The sequence below is a fragment of the Natronococcus occultus SP4 genome, assembly GCF_000328685.1.
In the GTDB taxonomy this organism is placed as follows: Archaea; Halobacteriota; Halobacteria; order Halobacteriales; family Natrialbaceae; genus Natronococcus; species Natronococcus occultus.
In genome coordinates, this window is record NC_019974.1 from 3,317,429 (window position 1) to 3,337,809 (window position 20,381).

Genomic DNA, 20,381 nt, shown 5'->3' on the forward strand with positions numbered 1-20,381 from the left:
GTCAGGACGGAACCGAACCCGAGACGCGGTCGACCCCGAATCGATAGGTTCCCTATAACAAACCCCGCCGTCGACGACGCTCGCGCCAGGATATGTGTACCGAGACACCACCGGGAGGCCGTCGGAGCGCGAACCGATGAGCCGGCGCGTCCTCGACTGGCTGTTCGCCGTCGGCTTTCTCGCGCTCGCGGCCGGAATCGCACTCGCGCGTGCGTCCCCCGCAAGGACGTACGAGGCCTCGGTCTATGCCGGAACGCCGACGCCGGTCTGGATCGGGGTCGCGCTCGCGCTGGCGATCGCGGTCGCGACGGCGCTTACCTGTCGCGGTCGCGAGCAGGCGGTCGGGATCGGTCTCGGAGCGACCGCGGTGACCACGATCGTGAGTCTGCCGGTAGTTCGGGGGTATCACTTCTACGGGATGGGCGACGCGCTCTCGCATCTGGGCTGGACCAGGGACATCGTCGAGGGCGAGATGGCGGCCTACGAGCTGTTTTACCCCGCCGTTCACTCGCTGGGCTCGCTCTTTTACGTTCTCGGGGGGATCCCGATCGAGCGCGGGTTGCTCTTCGCGCTCGTGGTCACGTTCGTCCCGTTCTTGCTTTTCGTCCCGCTCGTCGTGCGTGATCTGAGCGGGAACGGTCTCGCGGTCGGCGTCGCGGCGATCGTCTCCTGGATGGTGTTACCGATCAACAACATCGCGACCCACATGGGCGTCCACACGAACTCGAACGCGCTGTTTCTCGTCCCCGTCGTCGTCTTCGCCGTCGTCGCCTACCTGCGCCGTCGCGCGACGATCGAGCGGCTCCCCTTCGGCCTGTCGCCGTTTAGCGTCCTCGTCTATCTCTCGGCGATCACGCTCCTGCTCGTCCACCCCCAGCAGATGGTCAACGTCGTCGTCCTCGTCGCGGCGATCAGCGCCCTCCAGTGGATCGTGAGTCGACGGAGCGTCGATCACCCGATGCTCGAACAGCCGACGCTGCACACCCAGACGGTCGTCCTCGGGACGATCTTCGGCGCCTGGGCGGTGACCAACCAGCGGTTTCGCGACGCCGCCGAGGGGTTCGTCACCGGGATCTTCGCGGCAGACGTCGGCGCGGGCGAGGAGATCGACCAGCAGGGGGGATCGCTCACCGAGATCGGCGGGAGCCTCGCGGAGCTGTTCGTGACGATGTTTCTCGACGCCGCGGTCGTCGGCCTGCTCGTCGGCTGTTTCCTGCTGTTGGTCCTGCTCGGACGAACGCGACTGGACACGGAGGGGCGCGCGCTCGTCACCTACTTCGTCGCCGCGCTCGTCCCGCTGGGCGGCATGTTCTTGCTGTACTTCCTCGGAACCCCGAACATGGCGTTCCGGCAGATGGGCTTTATTTACGTCGTGTTGACGATCCTCGCCGGCGTCGCGATCGCACACGGGCTCGGCGGGCTCTCGCGGTTCGTTTCACGCCCGGGCGCGACCGGCGTCGCGGCGGTAGTGCTCGGTGCCTGTCTCGTCCTCGGGCTGTTGACCGTCTTTGCCTCGCCGATCATCTACAGCCCCGGACAGCACGTCTCCGAGTCGACGTTCAACGGGTACGAGACCGGGATGGACCACGGCGTCGGGGACAGACCGTACGCGGGTATCGGGTACGATCCGTACCGGTTCGATCACGGAATCAACGGGCTCGAGGGTGAGGAGTCGCTGACGGCGGGAACCGCAGCGAGTGGCGAACTCGACGCCGAGGCGTTCAACGAGGGTGAGTACGGCGGTGCATACAACGACGCCGACCACTACCTCGTCGTTACCGCCTTCGACGAGACCCGCGAGTTCGACGTCTACCAGGGGCTGCGTTACGAGGAAGCCGCCTACCGTGGCCTCGCCTACGACCCGACCGCAGACCGGGTGATCTCGAGCGACGACTTCCGGATGTACGACGTCACGGGTGACGGGGAGGAGTAGCGCGCAGGACGTCCTCGTCGAACGCCGACCGCGCCGATAATCCTCCCTTGCTGGCCGAGTAACGACCGTCGGTGTGACGATCCGTTCCGAACGCCACGATTACTCGATCGAATTAGGTCGGCGCCGTCCCCGGAAACGGCTCCCTTATCGCGACAACTCAATGCTAACCGTCGTCCTCGCGATACAGAGTCCACCAGAATACTTTCGTAAGTTCGTGAACGGTACTCCATACATTCTGACCATATCTGTGCTGTCACCAATATTCTCTGTAGATTTAACCCAAGATAACAAGAAAAGGTTTATGGGTCGTAAGGACAGGTTACGAAACTGTATGGCGCAGAATCCCCGTACGGCCGATGCGAGTAACACGACGAATACCGGCAGTAAGAAGTCGTTAACGCGTCGTAACTACGTGCAGTCGCTCGCAGCGGTCGCCACGGCAGCGGTCTCGGTTGGTGCAACGGGCACCGCCGCTGCCGACGAGGAGTACGAGGTTATCGAAGCCGACGGCCAGACCGTCACGATCAGCGACGGCGAGACCTGGGAGAACAAGCTGATCGACATGACCACCGGCGGTGATATCATCATCAACGCCGAGGGGACCGACTGGACGATCCGCAACGTCGGGTTCCACGGCGAGAACACCTCCGGTGCCGGCTCCGCGACGTTCGGCGTTGCCGACACGGGCGGGGGAACGAGCACCGTCGAGAACGTCTACCTCGGTGACGGCTCGGACGGTCGAAACGGCTCCGGAACCGGGCACGGCCAGACCGCCTTCTGGGTCAACCCCGACCACTCCGGTCACATCGACTTCCAGAACCTCAACATCCAGGGGTTCGCCGACAACGCGATCTATGCCTCCGCGCCCGGAAACGGCGGGGGCGGCACCGTCCACATCGACAGCTGCTTCGCCGCGAACTGTTACGTCTCCCACTTCCGGATCGCCACCGAAGGGAGCCGCGTCACGAACTCGAGCGTGCTGGTCGACCAGGACGGCTTCGAGGGTCGCGGCATCTGGGCGTGGGCGCCCGGGACCGTCGAGGTCGAGGGCTGCCAGATCGAGATGAACGGCGCGAACACGGCGATCGACGCCGGCGCGAACGGGAACGGAACGGACGTCGTCGTGAGCAACACCGACTACGACGAGGGGGCGGGGGTTGCCGAACACGACGGCTCGACGGTCCAGCTCGAGGACGACGTCGGCACCGATCCCGAGGCGTTCGTGCCCGAGGGCGTCCCGAGGAGTGCCGAAGAGGCGGCCGGCGAGTAACGACGGCAATCGATTCGGCTCGACAGCGCGAGTCCACCGCTGACGCAGCCTTCCACCCGCTGACGCAGCCTTCCACCCGCTGACGCAGCCTTCCACCGGCGTACCGACTCGCCGACGTTACCCTCTTTCTTCCGACGGGTCGTCCTCGTTCGACGACTTCGCCGTCGACGACCGCAACGCCGCCGATAACGAGTTCTTATTTCGACTGGTTCCGTGACGACCGAAACGTCTTGCCCCGAGAATCGACGGCTCTCGGAGAGCCGTCGGAATTTCGTGTATATAATATTCCATGGGATAAAATAGAAAATCTACGTAACTAACCAACACCTCCGATTGAGTGTCTGTTAATTTTAGACAAGCTAGAAGAGAAACTTTATACCGGTAGTGTGGAATTACTCGGTTGCAATGGCACGCGAACCTTCGGTACTTGATACGGAGCGGTTCGGCGGTGACGGCGACGAGCCGTCGGAAACGGGCAGTAATACCGGATTACTGGATCGACGGAGCTACATGAAACTGGCCGGAGCGACCGCCGCTGCGGCTGCCTTCACTGGCACTGCGAGCGGTGACGAGGAGTACGAGGTCATCGAGGCCAGCGGCCAGACGATCCAGATCGGCGAGGGCGAGACCTTCGAGAACACGCTGATCGACGTCTCGACCGGGAACGGAATCCTGCTGAACGTCACCGGCTCCGGCGCCACGATCCGAAACGTCGGCTTCTCGGGGCTCTATCAGGGTGGAGACTTCGCGATCACGATCAACGTCCCGTCCGGCGACGTCCTCGTCGAGAACGTCTACCTCGGCGACGGTGCGAACAAAAGCGGCGCGAGCTTCGTTCACGGACCCGGCGCGATCTTCCTGCACCGGGACAGTAACGCCGACGTGACCTTCCGGAACTGCAACGTTCAGGGATGGCCCAACAACGGCTTCTACTGTTCGAACACGGCCAACGGCGGCAGCGTTCGCTTCGAGTCCTGTTACGGCAAGAACAACGGCGTCTCGACGTTCCGAGCAGCGAGCGCCGAGGACGTCATCGTCGACTGTGTCGCGTACAACGACGACACCGACTACTCCACCGAGAACGGGAGCTGGGGCGGGTACACCGAACAGCACGGCCGTCCCGTCTGGGCCTGGTCGCCCGGTCCGGTGACGATCGAGAACTCGGAGTTCGCGGCCGGCCCGTACGCCGCGGCACTGCTCACCCACGAGGGCGGAACGATCGACTTCCGGTCGGGCGCCTACAGCGGCGACACCCAGGGCCAGGTCCAGCTCGGCGACGTCACCAACGGTCCCGCCCTCTCGGTTCCCGAGGGCGTTCCGACCTCCGCGGAAGAGGCCGCGTCCGGAGGGAGATCAAGACGTTCACCGGACCCCGCGACCGACGAGGAGACCGAGCTGCCGACCGAGATCCGCTTCGAGGGCGAGGACTCGACCGCGACCCGCTACGAGTTCGCCGTCGACGGCGAGGTCGCCCCCGCGGGCGAGGACCCGATCGACGACGGGACGGTCCACGGAATCGTCGGCAACTGGACGGACGTGTTCCGGTTCGACGGCGACCTCGAGCTCGTCACCGCCGACGGGCCGGCCGCAGTGGTCCTCGACGGGGAGGCGGTTGATCCCGACGAGTACGGGCCGGCGCTCCCCCACGTCCTCGAGGTCGAGGGGACCGGCGAGCCCGCGAGCTACGAGATTACGGTCGACGGCACGATCGAGGCCGCCGACGAGGCCGACGCGCCCTCCACGTCGGGCTCGACCGTGCAGGATTCGGTGACCGACGACAGCCAGCGGTTCCGGTACTCGGGGGTGCTCACCGACGTCACGTTCACCGAGGGCGAAGCGCGCGTCCTCGTCGACGGCGGGGAGGTCGACCCCGACGAGTACGGCGACCAGGAGCTGCTCTCCCACGCACTGGTGATCGACGGTACGGAGGCCGACGGGCCGAGCACGTACTCGTTTACGATCGACGGCGAGGTCGTCAAATCGGAGTACCGCGACGCCTCGATCGACGACGGAGACGTCATCGAGGGCGCGACGGTTCGGGGCAGCGTCGCCGACTGGATCGACGCCTACTGGTTCGAGGGCGAGATCACGGCGTTCCAGCTCGACGGCGACGCCGACGTCGACGTCCAGTACAACGCCCGCAATCAGTGAGTGCGGCCGGCCCGTCCTCGCCGGTGCAATGAGCCTGTGACGGACACAGCGGCGCCGTCGCTCACGACTCGGTCGGCTGACGAATGGCCCCCACGCCAGGAACAGCAGCTGGCACGCGAACTGTTCCGGTACTGGATCGACGTCGGGAGCCAAATATGAGTACGAGATCCGTGAACAAAAGTCCTTCTCGAGCGTCGATCGCGGCTCGCAGTCTTCCGACTCCGCTCGCGACGTTCGACGAGTCGAGAGAGGGATCGCGATCGGCTCACTCGATTCGTGAGAGCTTCCCGTTGACGGACTGTTCCTCCTGACGGTTCGTGACGACGTGGGCGACCGTCAGCAGGGAGAACGCGCCGACGACGGCGCCGGCGAGTGCCAGTGTCGGCACGGCCGCGAGCGGCGGCACGCCGACCGTCGCCGCGGCGACGACAGCGATCCCGGCGACGCTCAACGCGGCGTACCACCGGTCCCACCGATCCTGCTGGTGGGTGTCGGTGTCGAGATACATCATGAGCAGATCGGCGTTGTCGGCCAACGTGATGAGCCCACGGTCCTGATCGTATTCGACGATCCCGGCGTCGTCCATCTTCGGCAGGTGAGTCTGGTAGAGTGCGACGTACACCCGCTTTCGCTGGTCGGAGCTCAGGGCGTTGACGTCGGTGTCGTTTTCCCAGGCGGCGATCTGCTCGGCGAGCTCGCCGAGTGTGACGGTCTCGTCGGCCTCGAGGAGGTAGGTTAGTACCTCCCGTCGTCGACGGTTTTTCAGCAGCTCGAAGATGATGTCTTTCGAGAGTCGGCCATCCTCGTCGGTCTCTGCGACCGACGCGATTTCGTCAGGCAGTGAGCTGTCGATCGAGGACATTACGGGACGCCTCCACCACCTTTCCGTTCGGCTCCTGTCGGTTTCGCGCGAAACCGGTAGTCGTCCGGTCGGTCGGCCTGTCGCGCCGACAGCGACCGCTGTCGATTCGGGGGGGACGTTGCGATCACGATTGACACACCAGGTTGTACGCCAACACTGATTCTCTTAAGCACAACTACGTTTCGCACCGTCTGCAAAGTCCGGACGGAGCGGCGACCGATCGGTCGCCGCGGCGCTTTCGAGAACCGACAGCAGGCGGCCCGATCCGCTTGCCCGAGCACGCGTGGTATCGATCGATTGGCGACCTGTAGTGACCACGTACACCGAGCGAAGGGATGTCGACGGTGAAGACGAGTAGGTCGGTAACGCGACACTGGATCCAACCCTTCGACTGCAAGTCTATAAAGTCGACCGACGGTTCGAACGCGCAAACGGGGGTTACAGAATGAACGTGGGATTTACCATCTGTCCCCGGCGAAACGATAGAATCGGCACGGTTTCGGCGAACGCGCCCTCCGGCCCGCCACCGTTGCGACAACCAGTATCGTCAGTTGACGTCCCTCGAGGGCCGCCGTTGTCGTCGTCGCGAATCCACAGTCGGGCGAGTCGGTCGGCGAGCCGCCGGTGGATTCGCGGGGGGTGGGACCGAGCCGAATCAGTAAGTCGCGGTTTCTCGCGAAACCATGTGAACCCCTTACAGTGTCGGGACGGCTTCTCTCGGTACTGATGACGCGGTCCATCATCGATCACGCCAGAGCTGAATCGGAGTCGCGCGGTCGAGAGGCAGGCCTGTGTCCCGACTGCGAAACCGAGACGATCGTCCACGATCCGGACCGCGGCGAGCGGGTCTGTGAGGAGTGTGGACTCGTGTTGACCGAGGACCCGATCGACTACGGGCCGGAGTGGCGGGCGTTCAACGCACAGGAACACGACGAGCTCTCGCGGGTCGGCGCGCCGCTGACCCAGTCGATGCACGACCGCGGACTGACGACGACGATCGACTGGCGCAACCGCGACGCCAACGGCCACTCGATGTCGGCCGACAAGCACGGTCAGCTCCACCGGCTCCGGGTCTGGCAGGAGCGCATCCGGACGAAAAACGCCGGCGAACGAAACCTCAAGTACGCACTCTCGGAGATCGATCGGATGGTCAGCGCCCTCGGGGTTCCGAAACCCGTCAAGGAGACCGCCAGCGTCATCTACCGCCAGGCGCTCGACCAGGACCTCATTCGGGGGCGCTCGATCGAGGGCGTCGCGACCAGTGCTCTCTACACCGCCTGTCGAAAGGAGGGCATTCCGCGCAGCCTCGAGGAGGTGACGGCCGTCTCCCGGGTCGACCAGCGCGAGATCGGGCGCACCTACCGCTACGTCGCCGACGAACTCGACATCAACCTCGAGCCGACCAACCCCCGCCAGTTCGTTCCGCGGTTCTGCTCGGAGCTCGACGTCGACAAGGACGTCGAGTCGAAGGCGATCGAGATCATCGATGAGACGACGAATCAGGGGCTTCACTCCGGCAAGTCGCCCACGGGGTTCGCGGCCGCGGCCATCTACGCCGCAGGGTTGCTCTGCGAGGAGACGATCCCCCAGCGGGCGGTCGCCGACACGGCACAGACGACCGTCGTCACCGTCAGAAACCGGTACCGCGAGCAGCTCGAGGCTATCGACCAGCAGCCGGCTACATGATCGACCGCTCGTTCTCGCTGTAGACGTCGTCGTCCAGCAACGCGTGGAGGTTCTCGTAGGGGACGAACGCGACAAACTCGTCGTCGGCGTTGTACAGCTCGAGGCCGTCGTCGGTTCGGTCGTACCGTTCGCAGACGACCTGTCCCTCGGGCAGAATCGCGCGGAACATGCGGCGTGTATTACGGTGTCAATCCGCATATAGTGTGGGGACCGGTTCGGGGCCGCGTCGAACGCAACCGGTTTATCCGCACTCCTGCTAGGCCCGCCAGTGACCGACGACTCCTCGAGCGACGCCGACGATCGCACCGAGCGCGAGGTGACCGACGAAACGGACGACGCCCCGAGCAGCGCAGCCGACGAAGCGTCGACCGATTCGGAGCCGACGCCTCTCGAGGACGACGAGCCGACGATCGCGGAGTTCCACGACGCCTCCCAGCGGGAGGGGACCCCGGTACTCACCGCGGCCGCGGTCGCCCGTGCCCTCGAAATTCCCCACGAAGACGCGAGCGAACGGCTGGAACTCCTCGCCGACCGGGGCGAACTCGAGCGCCTCTCGGTGTCGACGGATCCCGTCGTCTGGTACCCGAGCGAGTTCGAGGACCTCACGGACCGCGAGCGGGTCGTCGTCTTCCCGAAGCGCCGCGAGATCGTCGTCGATCGGCCCGATCAGTTCACGCGGGCGCAGCTCTCGCAGTTCGCCCACCTCGCCGACGCCAACGGCGAGCAGGGATACCGCTACGTCGTCCGACCCGAGGACGTCTGGGGAACGCCCCACGACTCCTTCGAGGAGCTGGCCCGAACGATGCGCCAGGCGCTCGGCCAGCGCAACGAGGATCTCGAGGACTGGGTCGAGAGCCAGTGGGATCGGGCCCACCAGTTCCGGCTGACGACTCACGAGGACGGCTACACCGTCCTCGAGGCCCAGACCCCGGAGATCATGGGCAACGTCGCCCGCCAGAAGTTAGACGAGGAACACGTCCACGCGCCGATCTCCGAGACCGAGGACTGGGTCCGCGAGGGATCCGAGGCCGCGATCAAACGCATTCTGTACGAGGCGGGCTACCCGGTCCAGGACCACCGCGAGCTCGAGTCCGGCGAGGAACTCGAGATCGACCTCGAGGTCTCGCTGCGGGAGTACCAACACGAGTGGGTCGATCGGTTCGCCGAGGCCGGCGAGGGCGTGTTCGTCGGCCCGCCGGGCAGCGGGAAGACCGTCGCCGCGATGGGGGCGATGGCCCACGTCGGCGGCGAGACCCTCGTCCTCGTCCCGAGTCGCGATCTGGCCCGCCAGTGGGCCGAGACGATCGCCGAGTACACCTCGCTTTCCCCCCACCAGATCGGCCAGTACCACGGCGGCCAGAAGAACGTGCGGCCGGTGACGATCGCGACCTACCAGATCGCGGGGATGGATCGCCACCGCTCGCTGTTCGACGACCGCGAGTGGGGACTCGTCGTGTTCGACGAGTGCCAGCACGTTCCCTCGGACGTCTATCGTCGCAGCACGCACCTCCAGTCTCGACACCGCCTGGGCCTGTCAGCGAGCCCGATCCGCGAGGACGACCGCCAGACAGAGATCTTCACGCTGGTCGGCCCGCCGATCGGCACCGACTGGGAGGCGCTGTTCGACGCCGGCTTCGTCGCCGAGCCCGAACTCGAGATCCGCTACGTCCCGTGGGGCGACGAGGAGCAGCAGAACGCCTACGGCTCCGCCGAGGGCCGCGAAAAGTACCGCATCGCGGCTCAGAATCGCGGAAAGATCGACGAGATCCGATACCTGCTGTCGGCCCATCCGGGCGCGAAGTCGCTGGTCTTCGTCGACTACTTGGAGCAGGGTCGAGAGCTCGCCGCGGCGCTCGACGTCCCCTTCCTCAGCGGGGAGACGCCCCACCACGAGCGGCGCCGGCTGCTCGAGGAGTTCCGCCGGGACGAACGCGACCTGCTGGTGATCTCCCGGGTCGGCGACGAGGGGATCGACCTCCCGACCGCGGACATGGCGATCGTCGCCTCCGGGCTCGGGGGCTCGCGCCGACAGGGAACCCAGCGGGCCGGCCGCACGATGCGACCCGCGGGCGGGGCGCTCGTCTACGTGCTCGCTACCCGCGGCACCCGAGAGGAGGAGTTCGCTCGCCGACAGCTCCAGCACCTGGGTCGGAAGGGGATCACGGTCCGCGAGCAGAACGTCGACGCGGCGGGAACCGACGAGGAGTAGCTCGAGACGTCGGTGCCGATACCGGCGAGCCGTCAGTCGGCGGGAATCTCCTGGGCCGACGACCACTCGAGTATCGGCTCGAGCGCCGCCCGGAGTTCGTGGCCGCGCTCGGTCAGTTCGTACTCGACGCGCGGGGGGATCTCGTCGTACTGTGTCCGCGTCGCCAGCCCGTCGTCGACGAGTTCGTGCAGCCTGCTCGAGAGCGTCGAGCTGCTCGCGTCCGGGAGGTGCGTCTCGAGCGTTGCGAACCGCATCGGCCCGTGCGCGTCGATGACGCTGATCGTCTCGAGGGCGTACTTGTTCGCGAGGATCCCGAGCGTGTCGACGAGCGGGTCGTAGTAGGCGACTTCGGGCTCGTCACAGCCACATCCACATTCGGTGGCGGTCATGCACTGACCAACAGCGGCCGGGAGCATACCTGTTTTCCATCCCTCGCTTCGGGAGATCGAAGCGGCTGTCGGCTCCCGAACCGACTATGGAACGGCGGACTTGAGCTTATACTTCGGTCCGTGATCGATAGTGACTGATGACGGACGATCCGGTTCGCTCGAACGAACCAACCGACACGGTTTCTCCGACCGAGGACGCCGCCTCGGGCCCCGACCACGACGTTTCGTTTCGCGAGGCGTTCTGGGTCTGGGTACAGGTCGCCGCTTACAGTTTCGGCGGCCCCGCCGGGCAGATCGGCGTGATGCACAAACTACTCGTCTCGCAGAAGCGCTGGATCAGCGAGCGGCGGTTCCTCCACGCGATGAACTACACGATGTTGCTCCCGGGACCGGAAGCACAACAGCTCGCGACGTACATCGGCTGGTTGTTGCACAAGACGAAAGGCGGGATCGTCGCCGGGACGCTGTTTATCCTCCCCGGGTTCGTCTCGATCCTCCTCCTCAGTATCCTCTACGCGGAGTTCAGGGAGGTGACGATCGTCGAAGCGATTTTCTTCGGCCTGCAGGCCGCCGTCCTCGCGATCGTCGTCGAGGCCCTGCTCAGGATCGGCTCTCGAGCGCTGGCGAACGCGGCGATGGTCGCTATCGCCGCGGGCGCGTTCGTCGGGATCTTCGTCTTCGACGTCCTGTTTCCGATAATCATCCTCGCCGCAGGGCTCGTCGGCTTCCTTGGCCACCGGTACGCCCCAGAGGTGTTTACCGTTATCACGGGACATGGTGGCGACGAGAGCGACGAGGACGTGGCGGCCGAAACGCCCGACGAGGATGAAGCGAGTCCGGACGACCGGGGCGAAGCGATCGCGAGCGACGAAAGCGAGACCGAGGCCGTCATCTCGGACGAACTCGTCGCGGATCACGAACGACCGTCCGGGTGGCGGGCTGCCCGCGTCGCCGCCCTCTGGGGGACACTCTGGTTCGGCCCGCTACTGGGGCTCTACCTCGTTCTCGGCGCCGGCCACATCTTTACCCAGGAAGGGATCTTCTTCAGCCAGGTGGCGGTCGTCACCTTCGGCGGCGCGTACGCCGTGCTCGCCTACATCGCTCAGGAGGCCGTCGCAACCTACGGCTGGCTCAAGCCGGGCGAGATGATCGACGGCCTGGGGATGGCCGAGACGACGCCCGGCCCGCTCGTGCAGGTCGTCCAGTTCGTCGGATTCATGGGGGCCTACAGAAATCCAGGAACCCTCGAGCCGCTCGTTGCCGGCATTCTGGGTTCGGTCGTCGTCACCTGGGTGACGTTCGTTCCCTGCTTCCTCTTTATTTTCCTCGGCGCGCCGTACATCGAGTACCTCCGCGGCAAAGAATCGCTGACGGCGGCCCTGTCGGGGATCACCGCCGCCGTCGTCGGCATCATTCTCAACCTCGCCGTCTGGTTCGGCCTGCACGTCCTCTTCGAGGATCACTGGACGTACGACGCGTACGGGATGGACCTCCTCGTCCCCGTCTTCGGGACGCTCGACGTCGCCGCGCTGGTGATCGTCGTCGGCTCGTTCGTGATGATCTTCCGGTTCGAGCAGGGAATGCTCCGAACGCTCGCCGCGGCGATGGCCGCCGGGCTGTTCTACCACCTCGTGGTGCTCGCGTGATCCGACGCATCCCTCGGGCTCGTGGGGCTGTCCGTTTGGGTCACGGCGACGAGTCGAGTAGCCGACCCCGTCGTGAAGAAAGTATTCAAGGTCTCGCCGTCGAACACAGTGATCATGAGCGAGTCGCGTCCGCGGGTGGTCGGTCGGTGAGCGACCAGCGGGAGGTCCTCGTCGGCGAGACCGCCGACGGTACGGAGCTGACGCTGCCGGTGATCGAGCTGCTGACGGGTCGCGGGTTCGCGACCGGAAAGTCGGGCTCAGGGAAGTCGAACACCGCCTCGGTGATCGCCGAGGAGCTCCTCGAGGCGGGCTTTCCCCTGCTGATCGTCGACACCGACGGCGAGTACTACGGGCTGAAAGAGGAGTACGAGATGCTCCACGCCGGCGCCGACGAGGAGTGTGACGTCCAGATCGGTCCCGAGCACGCCGAGCAGATGGCGACGCTGGCCTTAGAGGAGAACGTCCCGATCATCCTGGACGTCTCGGGCTACCTCGAGGACGACGCCGCCGACGAGCTGTTGCGAGAGGTCGCCCGCCAGCTGTTCGTCAAGGAGAAAAAGCTAAAAAAGCCGTTCCTGCTGGTCGTTGAGGAGGTCCACGAGTACATCCCCGAGGGCGGCGGCGTCGGCGAGACGGGGAATATGCTGATCAAGATCGGCAAGCGCGGGCGGAAACACGGCCTCGGAATTCTCGGCATCAGCCAACGGCCCGCGGACGTCAAGAAGGACTTCATCACGCAGGCCAACTGGCTGGTCTGGCACCGCCTGACCTGGGACAACGACACGAAGGTCGTCGGCCGCATCATCGACACCGAGTACAAAGAACGCGTCTCGGAGCTCGACGACGGCCAGGCGTTCGTCCAGACCGACTGGACCGAGACCGACGTCCGGAAGGTCCAGTTTCGCCGCAAGCGCACCTTCGACGCCGGCGCGACCCCCGGGCTCGAGGAGTTCGAACGGCCCGATCTCAAGTCGGTCTCCGATACGCTGGTCGGCGATCTCCAGGCGATCTCCGAACGGGAGCAACGGGAGGAAAACCGGGTCGCCGAGCTCGAGGACGAACTCGAGAAACGCGAGCAACGCATCGCGACCCTCGAGGACGAGCTCGAATCCGCGCGGGACATCTCGACGGCCGCCCAGCAGCTGGCCGACGCCGTCGCCGGGGTCGAAACGACCCAGACCCAGCTGCCGGGCAACGACGAGGAGCGCCGCCGACTCCACGAGGAGGTCGTCGAGCTCGAGTCGAAACTCGAGGACCGCGAGGAGCGCATCGAGGAGCTGACCGAACGGGTCGCCGACCGGACCGACGAGCGGGATCGGCTGCGCGAGGAGGTCCAGCGGCTCCGCGAGCGCGTCGCCGAGCTCGAGGACGAGAGCCGGGAGCTCAGCTACGCCGAGTTCGACGACGAATCCGACCCGGCCCCTGCGGACCGGGACGGCGACGCCGACGGCGTCCTCGCGAACGACTCGGTTGCCGATTCGCTCGAGCGGGCCTGCGACGGCTCGCTGTGCTCGCTCGAGACTGGGGAGCGCGTCCTCGAGACGCTGGCTCGCGAGGGGCCACTCGCGACCGAGGCGCTGGCGACGCGGGTCGATCGCTCGACGATCGCTGTCCAGAGTCTCGTCTCGGAGCTTCGGACCAGGTCGGTTCTCGAACGAACTGCCGACGGCGCCTACACACTCGAGGACGGCGGCCGAGCGACTGCGGTCGACGCGTCGGCAGACGACTGAACGCCCGCCGTCGAACCGTGCCGGTACGGCACCGTTTCCGGCTGCAGGCGGTTCTTACCGCCGAGAGATCGCGTTCGGCCCGGGCCGGCGAAGGGGCGAAGCGACAACCTACAGTCGACCCAGCGGTTGCATAACAAAGCCCGGACGGACACAGCAGTCGCCTATGGATGGTTCGAACGACGGAGACGGGCTTCGACTACTCGTCATCGGACTCGACGCCGGCTGTCGGCCGATCCTCGAGCCGCTGTTCGAGGCGGGGAAGACACCGACGTTACGGCGGCTGTTCGAGACGGGGACGAGCGGGACCCTCGAGTCCCAGATTCCGCCCTGGACGGCCAGCGCCTGGCCGTCGCTGTACACCGGGAAAAATCCCGGCAAGCACGGCGTGTTCGATTTTCTCTCCTTCGACGGCTACGACTGGACCGTCGTCAACTCGACCCACGTTCGCGAGCGTCCCGTCTGGGAGCTGCTGAGCGACCACGGGTTCACGAGCGTCGTTGTCAACCTCCCCGTGACTCACCCGGCCCGAGCGTTCGACGGCGCGTTGATCCCGGGGATGACCGCGCCCGAGGATCCGGCCTGTCACCCCGAAGGGATCCTCGAGGACGTCGAGAAGGCCTGCGGGGAGTATCGGATCTACCCGCAGAACGGGGCCGAGTCTGCGGCGTCGATCGAGGGGTACGAACGGGTGACCGAACTGCGAGGGAAGGCGTTTCGCTACCTCTGCCGGCGCTTCGAGCCCGACTTCGGTTTCCTGCAGTTCCAGCAAACCGACTCGGTCTTTCACGAGCGCGGGGGCGAAAAGCGGGCGGTCGAGTCCGTCTACCGCGAGGTCGATCGACAGATCGAGGCGACGATCGAGCGACACGATCCCGAGAACGTGTTGGTCGTCAGCGACCACGGGATGGGGCGGGTCTCGGGCCACGAGTTTCGGCTCAACGAGTACCTCCGCGAGGAGGGACTGGTCGCCGCTCGCCAGGGTGGCGAGGGGATGCCCGACTGGTCGCGGGCCTGGGAGAACGACCTGCTCGCCGGCGAGGACGCCGCCGACCACGAGGCCGGGCCGCTCGAACGGGCGTTGAACGCCGCCGCGACGGTCGGATTGACGACCCAGCGGATCGCCGCCGCACTCGATCGGATCGGGCTCGCGGAGCCGATCGGCAGCCGCGTTCCAAACGACCTGCTCCGGGCGGCGAGCACCCAGGTCGATTTCCCCGTGTCGGAGGCCTACGTCCGCTCGAAGAGCGAGCTCGGGGTCCGGATCAACCTCGAGGGGCGCGAGCCGAACGGCCAGGTTTCCCCCGCGGAGTACGAGACGGTTCGGGCCGAGCTCATCGCGGCGCTGTCGGCGGTTCGTACCCCCGACGGGGAGCCGATGTTCGAGGCCGTCGAACCCCGGGAGCGGTACTTCGACGGGCCGTATCTCGATAACGGCCCCGACATCGTCACCGTCCCCGCGGGGTTCGACAACGCGATCGGCGCCGATCTCGATCGGTCCCAGTTTGGCGAGCCGATGGAGCCCTGGAACCACAAGCGAACCGGGGTCGTTGCCGCTACGGGCTCGGCGTTCGACGAGTCGGTGCCCCTCGAGGGGGCGACGATCTTCGACATCGCGCCGACGATCTGTTCGCTGTTCGACGTGCCGATCGACGCCGACATGGACGGCACCGCACTGCCGATCGTCGAGGAGAGCGGCGTCGCCGACTACCCGACCTACGAACCGGCGGCGATCGCCACCACCGACGACGGCGTCGTCGAGGACCGCCTCTCGGATCTCGGGTACCTATGAGTATCGACGTCACCACCCTCGATCCGGTCGAAGACGCCGACGAGTGGAACCGGTACGTCGAGCGCTCGGACGGGACGAACCCGTTCAGTCGAGTCGAAGCGATCCGGCTGCAGGCCGAGGACACCGACACGACGCCACATCTGCTTGCCGGATTCAAGGGCCAGGAGGCCGTGGGCATCTTTCCGGTGTTCGAGTACACGAAGGGGCCGATCACGGGGGCGTTCTCGCCGGCGCCACGGGCGTGGTCGTGTTATCTCGGGCCGTCGACGCTGAACGTCGACAAGCTCAAACAGCGAAAGGCCGACAGACGGATCCAGCGGTTTCTCGAGGGCTGTTTCGAGTGGATCGACCGCGAACTCTCCCCGCAGTACTCCAAGTTCGTCGTCGCGGAGTTCGAGGACGTCCGCCCGTTCGTCTGGAACGAGTACGACGTCGAGCCGGGGTACACCTACGTCGTCGACCTCGATGGCAGCGAGGACGATTTACTGGATCGGTTCAGCAGCGACGCCCGGAACAACGTTCGCAACGCCGATCCCGACGCCTACGTTATCGAGGAAGGCGACACCGACGACGTCGAGCGGATCGTCGACCAGGTCGCCGCCCGCTACGAGAGCCAGGGCCGATCGTTTCAGCTGAACCCCGCGTTCGCCCGGGCGGTTCACCGCGAGCTCCCCGACGGCGCGATCCGCCCCTACGTCTGTCGGGTCGACGGCGAGTTCGTCGGGGGCATTCTGGTCGTCGAATCACAGACGACCCGGTACCGCTGGCAGGGCGGGGTGAAACCGAACACCGACGTCGAGCTTCCGATCAACGACCTGCTCGACTGGCACGTAATGCGCGACGGGCTGCGGGCGGGGCTGGATCGTTACGACCTCGTCGGGGCCGGCGTCCCGAGTATCAACCGCTACAAGGCGAAGTTCAACCCCCGACTCGAAACCAACTACACGATCACTGCGGGCTCGTTCGGCCTCGATCTGCTGGTCGATCGGTATCGAAAGCTCAGGTAAGGGGTCCCAAACGAACTGTTTCTGAACCGAAACGGCTAGTCCGGGATCCAGTACTTCGACTGTCTGGCGTCGGCGAGGCAGGCCCGACTGTCGATCACGTCGTGATCGGCGAGCGTCCCCAGCGCGTACCTGACGGTTCGAGGACAGAGCCGCGACTCGGCGGCGATCTCCTCCTGGGTCATCGCGCCCTCGTACTCGAGGACCTTGTAGACGAGCTTCGAGCTGGGCGGCAGCTCCGAGACGACGGTCTCAGTACCGTCAGACTCCGTCGCGCTCATCGGGGGTCGCGACGACCGGGCTCGGTGGCCCGGTCGCACTCGTCGGCGATCGTCTCGGAGCGAACGATACGGATCGGTTCCTGATCGGTCGAACGTGAACCCATCTCGTCCGGAGCGCCACCGAGCGGACCTATATACGATGGTGACGGTTCACGCGGATAGGGTGTGACTACCGAACCGAACCCGGGCTCGAGCGCCGACAATCGATCCCGAGGACGTCGTCCGGTCTTCGGAAGTCGACACATATTAACTCCGGGCCCGCCGTCACGAACTGTATGTTCGGGACCAGTGGTATCCGTGGAACCGTCGGAACGGACGTGACGGCCGCGCTCGCGCTGTCGGTCGGCCGTGCGGTCGCCTCCGACGGCTACGAGCGCGTCGTCGTCGGGCGGGACGTCCGCGACAGCGGCCGCACTCTCGTCGACGCGATCGCCGCGGGACTCCAGGAGTGTGGCGCTGACGTCCTCGAGGTCGGCGTCGAGGCGACCCCCACGGTCGCCCGATCGATCGACCACCTCGACGCCGACGCGGGGATCGTCGTCACGGCCTCGCACAACCCCAAGACCGACAACGGGATCAAACTCTGGACGCCCTCCGGCAAGGCCTTCGGTCCCGAGAAGCGGGAATCGATCGCTCGCCGTGTCGACAAGGGCGACTACGAGCTGGCCGATTGGGATGGCCAGGGGAACCGAGAGCGCCGCGATCGTGTCCGCGAATACCACGCGAGCGCGCTTGGCGACGCGGTCGAACTCGATGACGTCCTCGAGGTCGTCGTCGACATCGGCAACGGCGCCGGCGCCGTGACCGCCGAAGTCCTCGCCGATCTCGGCTGTACAGTCCGGACGCTGAACGGCCAGCCCGACGGCTCGTTCCCGGGCCGACCCAGCGAGCCCAACCGGGAGACCCTCGGCACGCTCATGACCGTCCTCGCGGAGACCGACGCCGATCTGGGGATCGCCCACGACGGCGACGCCGACCGGATGATGGCCGTCGACGAGACCGGTGAGTTCGTGCCGAAGGACGCACTGCTCGCGCTGTTCGCGCGGAACGCGGCCGGCGAGGGCGATCGGGTCGCCGCTCCCGTGGATACGAGCCTTGCGGTCGACGACGCGCTGGCCGCGGTCGGGGCCACCCTGACCCGGACGCAGGTCGGCGACGTCTACGTGGCCGAACGGACTACCGGGGACGACGTCGTCTTCGGCGGCGAGCCCAGCGGGGCATGGATCTGGCCGACCGAGACCCGCTGTCCGGACGGCCCGCTCGCGGCCTGCAAGCTCGCTGAACTGGTCTCTCGGGAGGGGCCGCTCTCGAAGCTGGCCGGCGAGATCGATCAGTACCCGATCCGGCGGACCTCGATCGAGGTCGAGGACAAAGAGACCGTTATGGCGAGCGTCGAGACGACCGTCGAGGAGGAGTACGCCGACGTCGACACCCTCGACGGCGTTCGAGTGGAGACCGAGGACGGCTGGTTCCTGATCCGTGCGAGCGGGACCGAGCCGGTGGTCAGAGTGACTGCAGAAGCACGCGCGGAAACCGACGCGGACTCGGTGTTCGCGACCGCGACGGGGATCGTCGAGCGAGCGACCGAAGCGACGAACGCGCTGGAATAAGGGTCAAGGCCGAAGCGGTACGGAGACGGCGACAGAACGGACGGTTATCGTCGCTCCTCGGGGATGAAGTCGGAGGTCTTCATCTCTCGGTAGGTCGCACACTCGGGACAGGCGTGCACGACGTCCCGGTTGTCACCGAAGACGCGAGCGAACTGCCGTGTCACCTGGTTGTCGCAGTTGATACACCGCGGCGAGGTCGTTTGCTTCCCGGACGACATCGGCGTCCACTTCACGTCGGTTGGTTCCGTCGACATCACCAGCGGCTAATCATAGAACGGTATTTAATATAGGCAGCATAACGATCGAACTGAAATTTAGTCCGGTATTTCGCGGTCGATCGCTCCGCTACGGGGGTCGACAGGGGGTATCCCGATATCGGCAGCGTCGTGCGCTGCAGCTGCGGAAATTACGAATTTCTGAACAGTAATTGCCCGGTTAACCGAACGTGAACAACGGTTTCGGCCGATCGGAGTCGTCCGTTTCGGCCAGTTCATGGAGTGTGCCGCCCAAGCTACACACCACGCCGATCGATTCAACCGTTCGAGGGGTTCTGTCGGCCGATCGAACCGGCCAACGATTATCGGCCGTATATTAATCGGGGGGATCGAACAATGCGATCGTAATGAAAGCTGTCGTGCTTGCAGCCGGAGAAGGAACGCGGATCCGACCGCTTTCCTCGTCAGTGCCGAAACCGATGTTGCCCGTCGCCGACCGACCGCTCGCTGCCCACACCGTCGACGCCGCGGTCGACGCCGGCGCGAACGAGGTCGTTCTGGTCATCGGCTACGAGGCCGAAACGGTCCGGGAGTACTTCGGCGAGGAGTACCGCGGCGTCCCGATCTCGTACGCCGTCCAGGAGGAGCAGGCCGGGACGGCCCACGCCGTCAACGCTGCCAGCGACCATCTCGAGGGGCCCTTCGCAGTTCTCAACGGCGACAACCTCTACGACCAGGACGCGATCGATCAGCTCTTCAGCGAGTGTCCGGCCGTCTGTGCGATCGAGGTCGAGGACCCGCGCAACTACGGCGTCCTCAGCACGACCGACGGCGCCGTCACCGACATCGTCGAGAAACCCGAAGAGCCGCCGACGAACCTCGCGAACGCGGGTGCCTACGCGTTCCCCGAGGAAGCCATCGAGTGGCTCGACGTCCCCGCCAGCGAACGCGGCGAACACGAGATCACCGACGTCCTCGCACAGGTGATCGATCGGTTCACCGTCACGCCCGTCACGCTCGAGCGCTGGATGGACGTCGGTCGCCCCTGGGAGCTGCTCGAAGCCAACGAGTGGAAGCTCGGCGAGCTCGAGGGCCACGTTGCGGGCGACGTCAGCGAGGACGCCCACCTCGAGGGAACGGTCGTCGTCGAGGAGGGCGCGACGGTCAAACCCGGCGTCGTGATCGAGGGGCCCGCGCTGATCCGCTCGGGCGCGACGGTTGGACCGAACGCTTACGTTCGCGGTGCGACGCTGATCGACGAGGACGCGAAGGTCGGCAACGCCGTCGAGGTGAAAAACAGTGTCCTCTCGCGGGGGGCGACCGTCGGCCACCTTTCCTACGTCGGCGACAGCGTCCTCGGCCGCGACGTCAACTTCGGCGCGGGGACGACCGTCGCGAACCTCCGCCACGACGGCGGGGACGTCCGATTTACCGTGAAAGGTGACCGTGTGTCGACGAACCGACGGAAGTTCGGCGTGGTCGTCGGCGACGACGCCAAGACCGGGATCAACACGAGCCTGACCCCGGGGCTGAAGCTGGATACGGGAGCGACGACGACGCCCGGCGAGGTCGTCGAGCGGGATCGGTAGCGACGAGTTCGTCGACG

At 65.9% G+C, this 20,381-nt stretch carries 16 protein-coding genes; 11 read left to right on the forward strand and 5 right to left on the reverse strand.

The window, feature by feature from the left end:
- Window positions 1-136 precede the first annotated feature (136 nt).
- From NATOC_RS16220 to NATOC_RS16230, 3 genes are all read left to right on the forward strand, one after another.
- Window positions 137-1,933, forward strand: a complete 1,797-nt coding sequence (locus NATOC_RS16220) for a hypothetical protein (protein WP_015322562.1) — start codon at window positions 137-139, stop codon at window positions 1,931-1,933.
- 331 nt (window positions 1,934-2,264) lie between these two features.
- Window positions 2,265-3,203 carry a hypothetical protein gene (locus NATOC_RS16225; RefSeq protein ID WP_049888817.1) on the forward strand — a complete coding sequence of 313 codons (939 nt, stop codon included), beginning with the start codon at window positions 2,265-2,267 and terminating at the stop codon, window positions 3,201-3,203.
- Window positions 3,204-3,608: 405 nt separating this feature from the next.
- Window positions 3,609-5,354: a hypothetical protein gene (locus tag NATOC_RS16230; protein ID WP_015322564.1), complete on the forward strand. Its 1,746-nt coding sequence runs from the start codon at window positions 3,609-3,611 to the stop codon at window positions 5,352-5,354.
- A gap of 265 nt (window positions 5,355-5,619) precedes the next feature.
- On the opposite strand, the gene NATOC_RS16235 is transcribed toward NATOC_RS16230, so the two are convergent.
- On the reverse strand, window positions 5,620-6,216 hold the full coding sequence (locus NATOC_RS16235; protein ID WP_015322565.1) for a DUF7344 domain-containing protein: 597 nt from the start codon (window positions 6,214-6,216) through the stop codon (window positions 5,620-5,622).
- A 726-nt stretch (window positions 6,217-6,942) separates the two neighbouring features.
- Between NATOC_RS16235 and NATOC_RS16240 the strand changes: the two genes are divergently transcribed.
- Window positions 6,943-7,902: a transcription initiation factor IIB gene (locus tag NATOC_RS16240; protein WP_015322566.1), complete on the forward strand. Its 960-nt coding sequence runs from the start codon at window positions 6,943-6,945 to the stop codon at window positions 7,900-7,902.
- Here the strand turns inward: NATOC_RS16240 and NATOC_RS22470 are convergent.
- A complete protein-coding gene (locus tag NATOC_RS22470; RefSeq protein ID WP_015322567.1) occupies window positions 7,895-8,071 on the reverse strand; it encodes a hypothetical protein in 177 nt (58 codons plus the stop codon). The genes NATOC_RS16240 and NATOC_RS22470 overlap by 8 nt on opposite strands.
- A 99-nt stretch (window positions 8,072-8,170) precedes the next feature.
- On the opposite strand from NATOC_RS22470, the gene NATOC_RS16245 reads away from it, so the two are divergent.
- On the forward strand, window positions 8,171-10,111 hold the full coding sequence (locus tag NATOC_RS16245) for a DEAD/DEAH box helicase (protein ID WP_015322568.1): 1,941 nt from the start codon (window positions 8,171-8,173) through the stop codon (window positions 10,109-10,111).
- Window positions 10,112-10,143: 32 nt separating this feature from the next.
- On the opposite strand, the gene NATOC_RS16250 is transcribed toward NATOC_RS16245, so the two are convergent.
- On the reverse strand, window positions 10,144-10,500 hold the full coding sequence (locus NATOC_RS16250) for a winged helix-turn-helix transcriptional regulator (protein ID WP_015322569.1): 357 nt from the start codon (window positions 10,498-10,500) through the stop codon (window positions 10,144-10,146).
- Window positions 10,501-10,637: 137 nt separating this feature from the next.
- Here NATOC_RS16250 and NATOC_RS16255 point away from each other — a divergent pair, with 137 nt between their 5' ends.
- From NATOC_RS16255 to NATOC_RS16270, 4 genes are all read left to right on the forward strand, one after another.
- Complete coding sequence (locus NATOC_RS16255; RefSeq protein ID WP_015322570.1) at window positions 10,638-12,146, forward strand: chromate transporter; 1,509 nt, start codon at window positions 10,638-10,640, stop codon at window positions 12,144-12,146.
- Between the two features lie 146 nt (window positions 12,147-12,292).
- Window positions 12,293-13,876 (forward strand): ATP-binding protein, encoded by a 1,584-nt coding sequence (locus NATOC_RS16260; protein ID WP_015322571.1) that lies wholly within the window; start codon window positions 12,293-12,295, stop codon window positions 13,874-13,876.
- A 163-nt stretch (window positions 13,877-14,039) separates the two neighbouring features.
- Window positions 14,040-15,665, forward strand: coding sequence for an alkaline phosphatase family protein (locus tag NATOC_RS16265; RefSeq protein ID WP_015322572.1), 1,626 nt, complete (start codon window positions 14,040-14,042; stop codon window positions 15,663-15,665).
- Window positions 15,662-16,672 (forward strand): lipid II:glycine glycyltransferase FemX, encoded by a 1,011-nt coding sequence (locus NATOC_RS16270; protein ID WP_015322573.1) that lies wholly within the window; start codon window positions 15,662-15,664, stop codon window positions 16,670-16,672. Before NATOC_RS16265 ends, NATOC_RS16270 begins: the two co-directional genes overlap by 4 nt.
- Window positions 16,673-16,707: 35 nt before the next feature.
- On the opposite strand, the gene NATOC_RS16275 is transcribed toward NATOC_RS16270, so the two are convergent.
- Window positions 16,708-16,950, reverse strand: coding sequence for a sigma-70 family RNA polymerase sigma factor (locus NATOC_RS16275; protein WP_015322574.1), 243 nt, complete (start codon window positions 16,948-16,950; stop codon window positions 16,708-16,710).
- A 275-nt stretch (window positions 16,951-17,225) separates the two neighbouring features.
- Between NATOC_RS16275 and glmM the strand changes: the two genes are divergently transcribed.
- Window positions 17,226-18,560 (forward strand): phosphoglucosamine mutase, encoded by a 1,335-nt coding sequence (glmM, locus tag NATOC_RS16280; protein WP_015322575.1) that lies wholly within the window; start codon window positions 17,226-17,228, stop codon window positions 18,558-18,560.
- A 44-nt stretch (window positions 18,561-18,604) separates the two neighbouring features.
- Here glmM and NATOC_RS16285 read toward each other — a convergent pair whose 3' ends face one another.
- Complete coding sequence (locus NATOC_RS16285; protein WP_008425417.1) at window positions 18,605-18,814, reverse strand: DUF7563 family protein; 210 nt, start codon at window positions 18,812-18,814, stop codon at window positions 18,605-18,607.
- A gap of 368 nt (window positions 18,815-19,182) precedes the next feature.
- On the opposite strand from NATOC_RS16285, the gene glmU reads away from it, so the two are divergent.
- Complete coding sequence (gene glmU / locus NATOC_RS16290) at window positions 19,183-20,364, forward strand: bifunctional sugar-1-phosphate nucleotidylyltransferase/acetyltransferase (RefSeq protein WP_015322576.1); 1,182 nt, start codon at window positions 19,183-19,185, stop codon at window positions 20,362-20,364.
- Window positions 20,365-20,381 lie beyond the last annotated feature (17 nt).

Bases quoted from the DNA above. Each gene is read 5' to 3' on its own strand.
- NATOC_RS16220 (WP_015322562.1), top strand. From the start codon at position 137: ATGAGCCGGCGCGTCCTCGACTGGCTGTTCGCCGTCGGCTTTCTCGCG.
- NATOC_RS16225 (WP_049888817.1), top strand. From the start codon at position 2,265: ATGGCGCAGAATCCCCGTACGGCCGATGCGAGTAACACGACGAATACC.
- NATOC_RS16230 (WP_015322564.1), top strand. From the start codon at position 3,609: ATGGCACGCGAACCTTCGGTACTTGATACGGAGCGGTTCGGCGGTGAC.
- NATOC_RS16235 (WP_015322565.1), bottom strand. From the start codon at position 6,216: ATGTCCTCGATCGACAGCTCACTGCCTGACGAAATCGCGTCGGTCGCA.
- NATOC_RS16240 (WP_015322566.1), top strand. From the start codon at position 6,943: ATGACGCGGTCCATCATCGATCACGCCAGAGCTGAATCGGAGTCGCGC.
- NATOC_RS22470 (WP_015322567.1), bottom strand. From the start codon at position 8,071: ATGTTCCGCGCGATTCTGCCCGAGGGACAGGTCGTCTGCGAACGGTAC.
- NATOC_RS16250 (WP_015322569.1), bottom strand. From the start codon at position 10,500: ATGACCGCCACCGAATGTGGATGTGGCTGTGACGAGCCCGAAGTCGCC.
- NATOC_RS16255 (WP_015322570.1), top strand. From the start codon at position 10,638: ATGACGGACGATCCGGTTCGCTCGAACGAACCAACCGACACGGTTTCT.
- NATOC_RS16265 (WP_015322572.1), top strand. From the start codon at position 14,040: ATGGATGGTTCGAACGACGGAGACGGGCTTCGACTACTCGTCATCGGA.
- NATOC_RS16270 (WP_015322573.1), top strand. From the start codon at position 15,662: ATGAGTATCGACGTCACCACCCTCGATCCGGTCGAAGACGCCGACGAG.
- NATOC_RS16275 (WP_015322574.1), bottom strand. From the start codon at position 16,950: ATGAGCGCGACGGAGTCTGACGGTACTGAGACCGTCGTCTCGGAGCTG.
- glmM (WP_015322575.1), top strand. From the start codon at position 17,226: ATGTTCGGGACCAGTGGTATCCGTGGAACCGTCGGAACGGACGTGACG.
- NATOC_RS16285 (WP_008425417.1), bottom strand. From the start codon at position 18,814: ATGTCGACGGAACCAACCGACGTGAAGTGGACGCCGATGTCGTCCGGG.
- glmU (WP_015322576.1), top strand. From the start codon at position 19,183: ATGAAAGCTGTCGTGCTTGCAGCCGGAGAAGGAACGCGGATCCGACCG.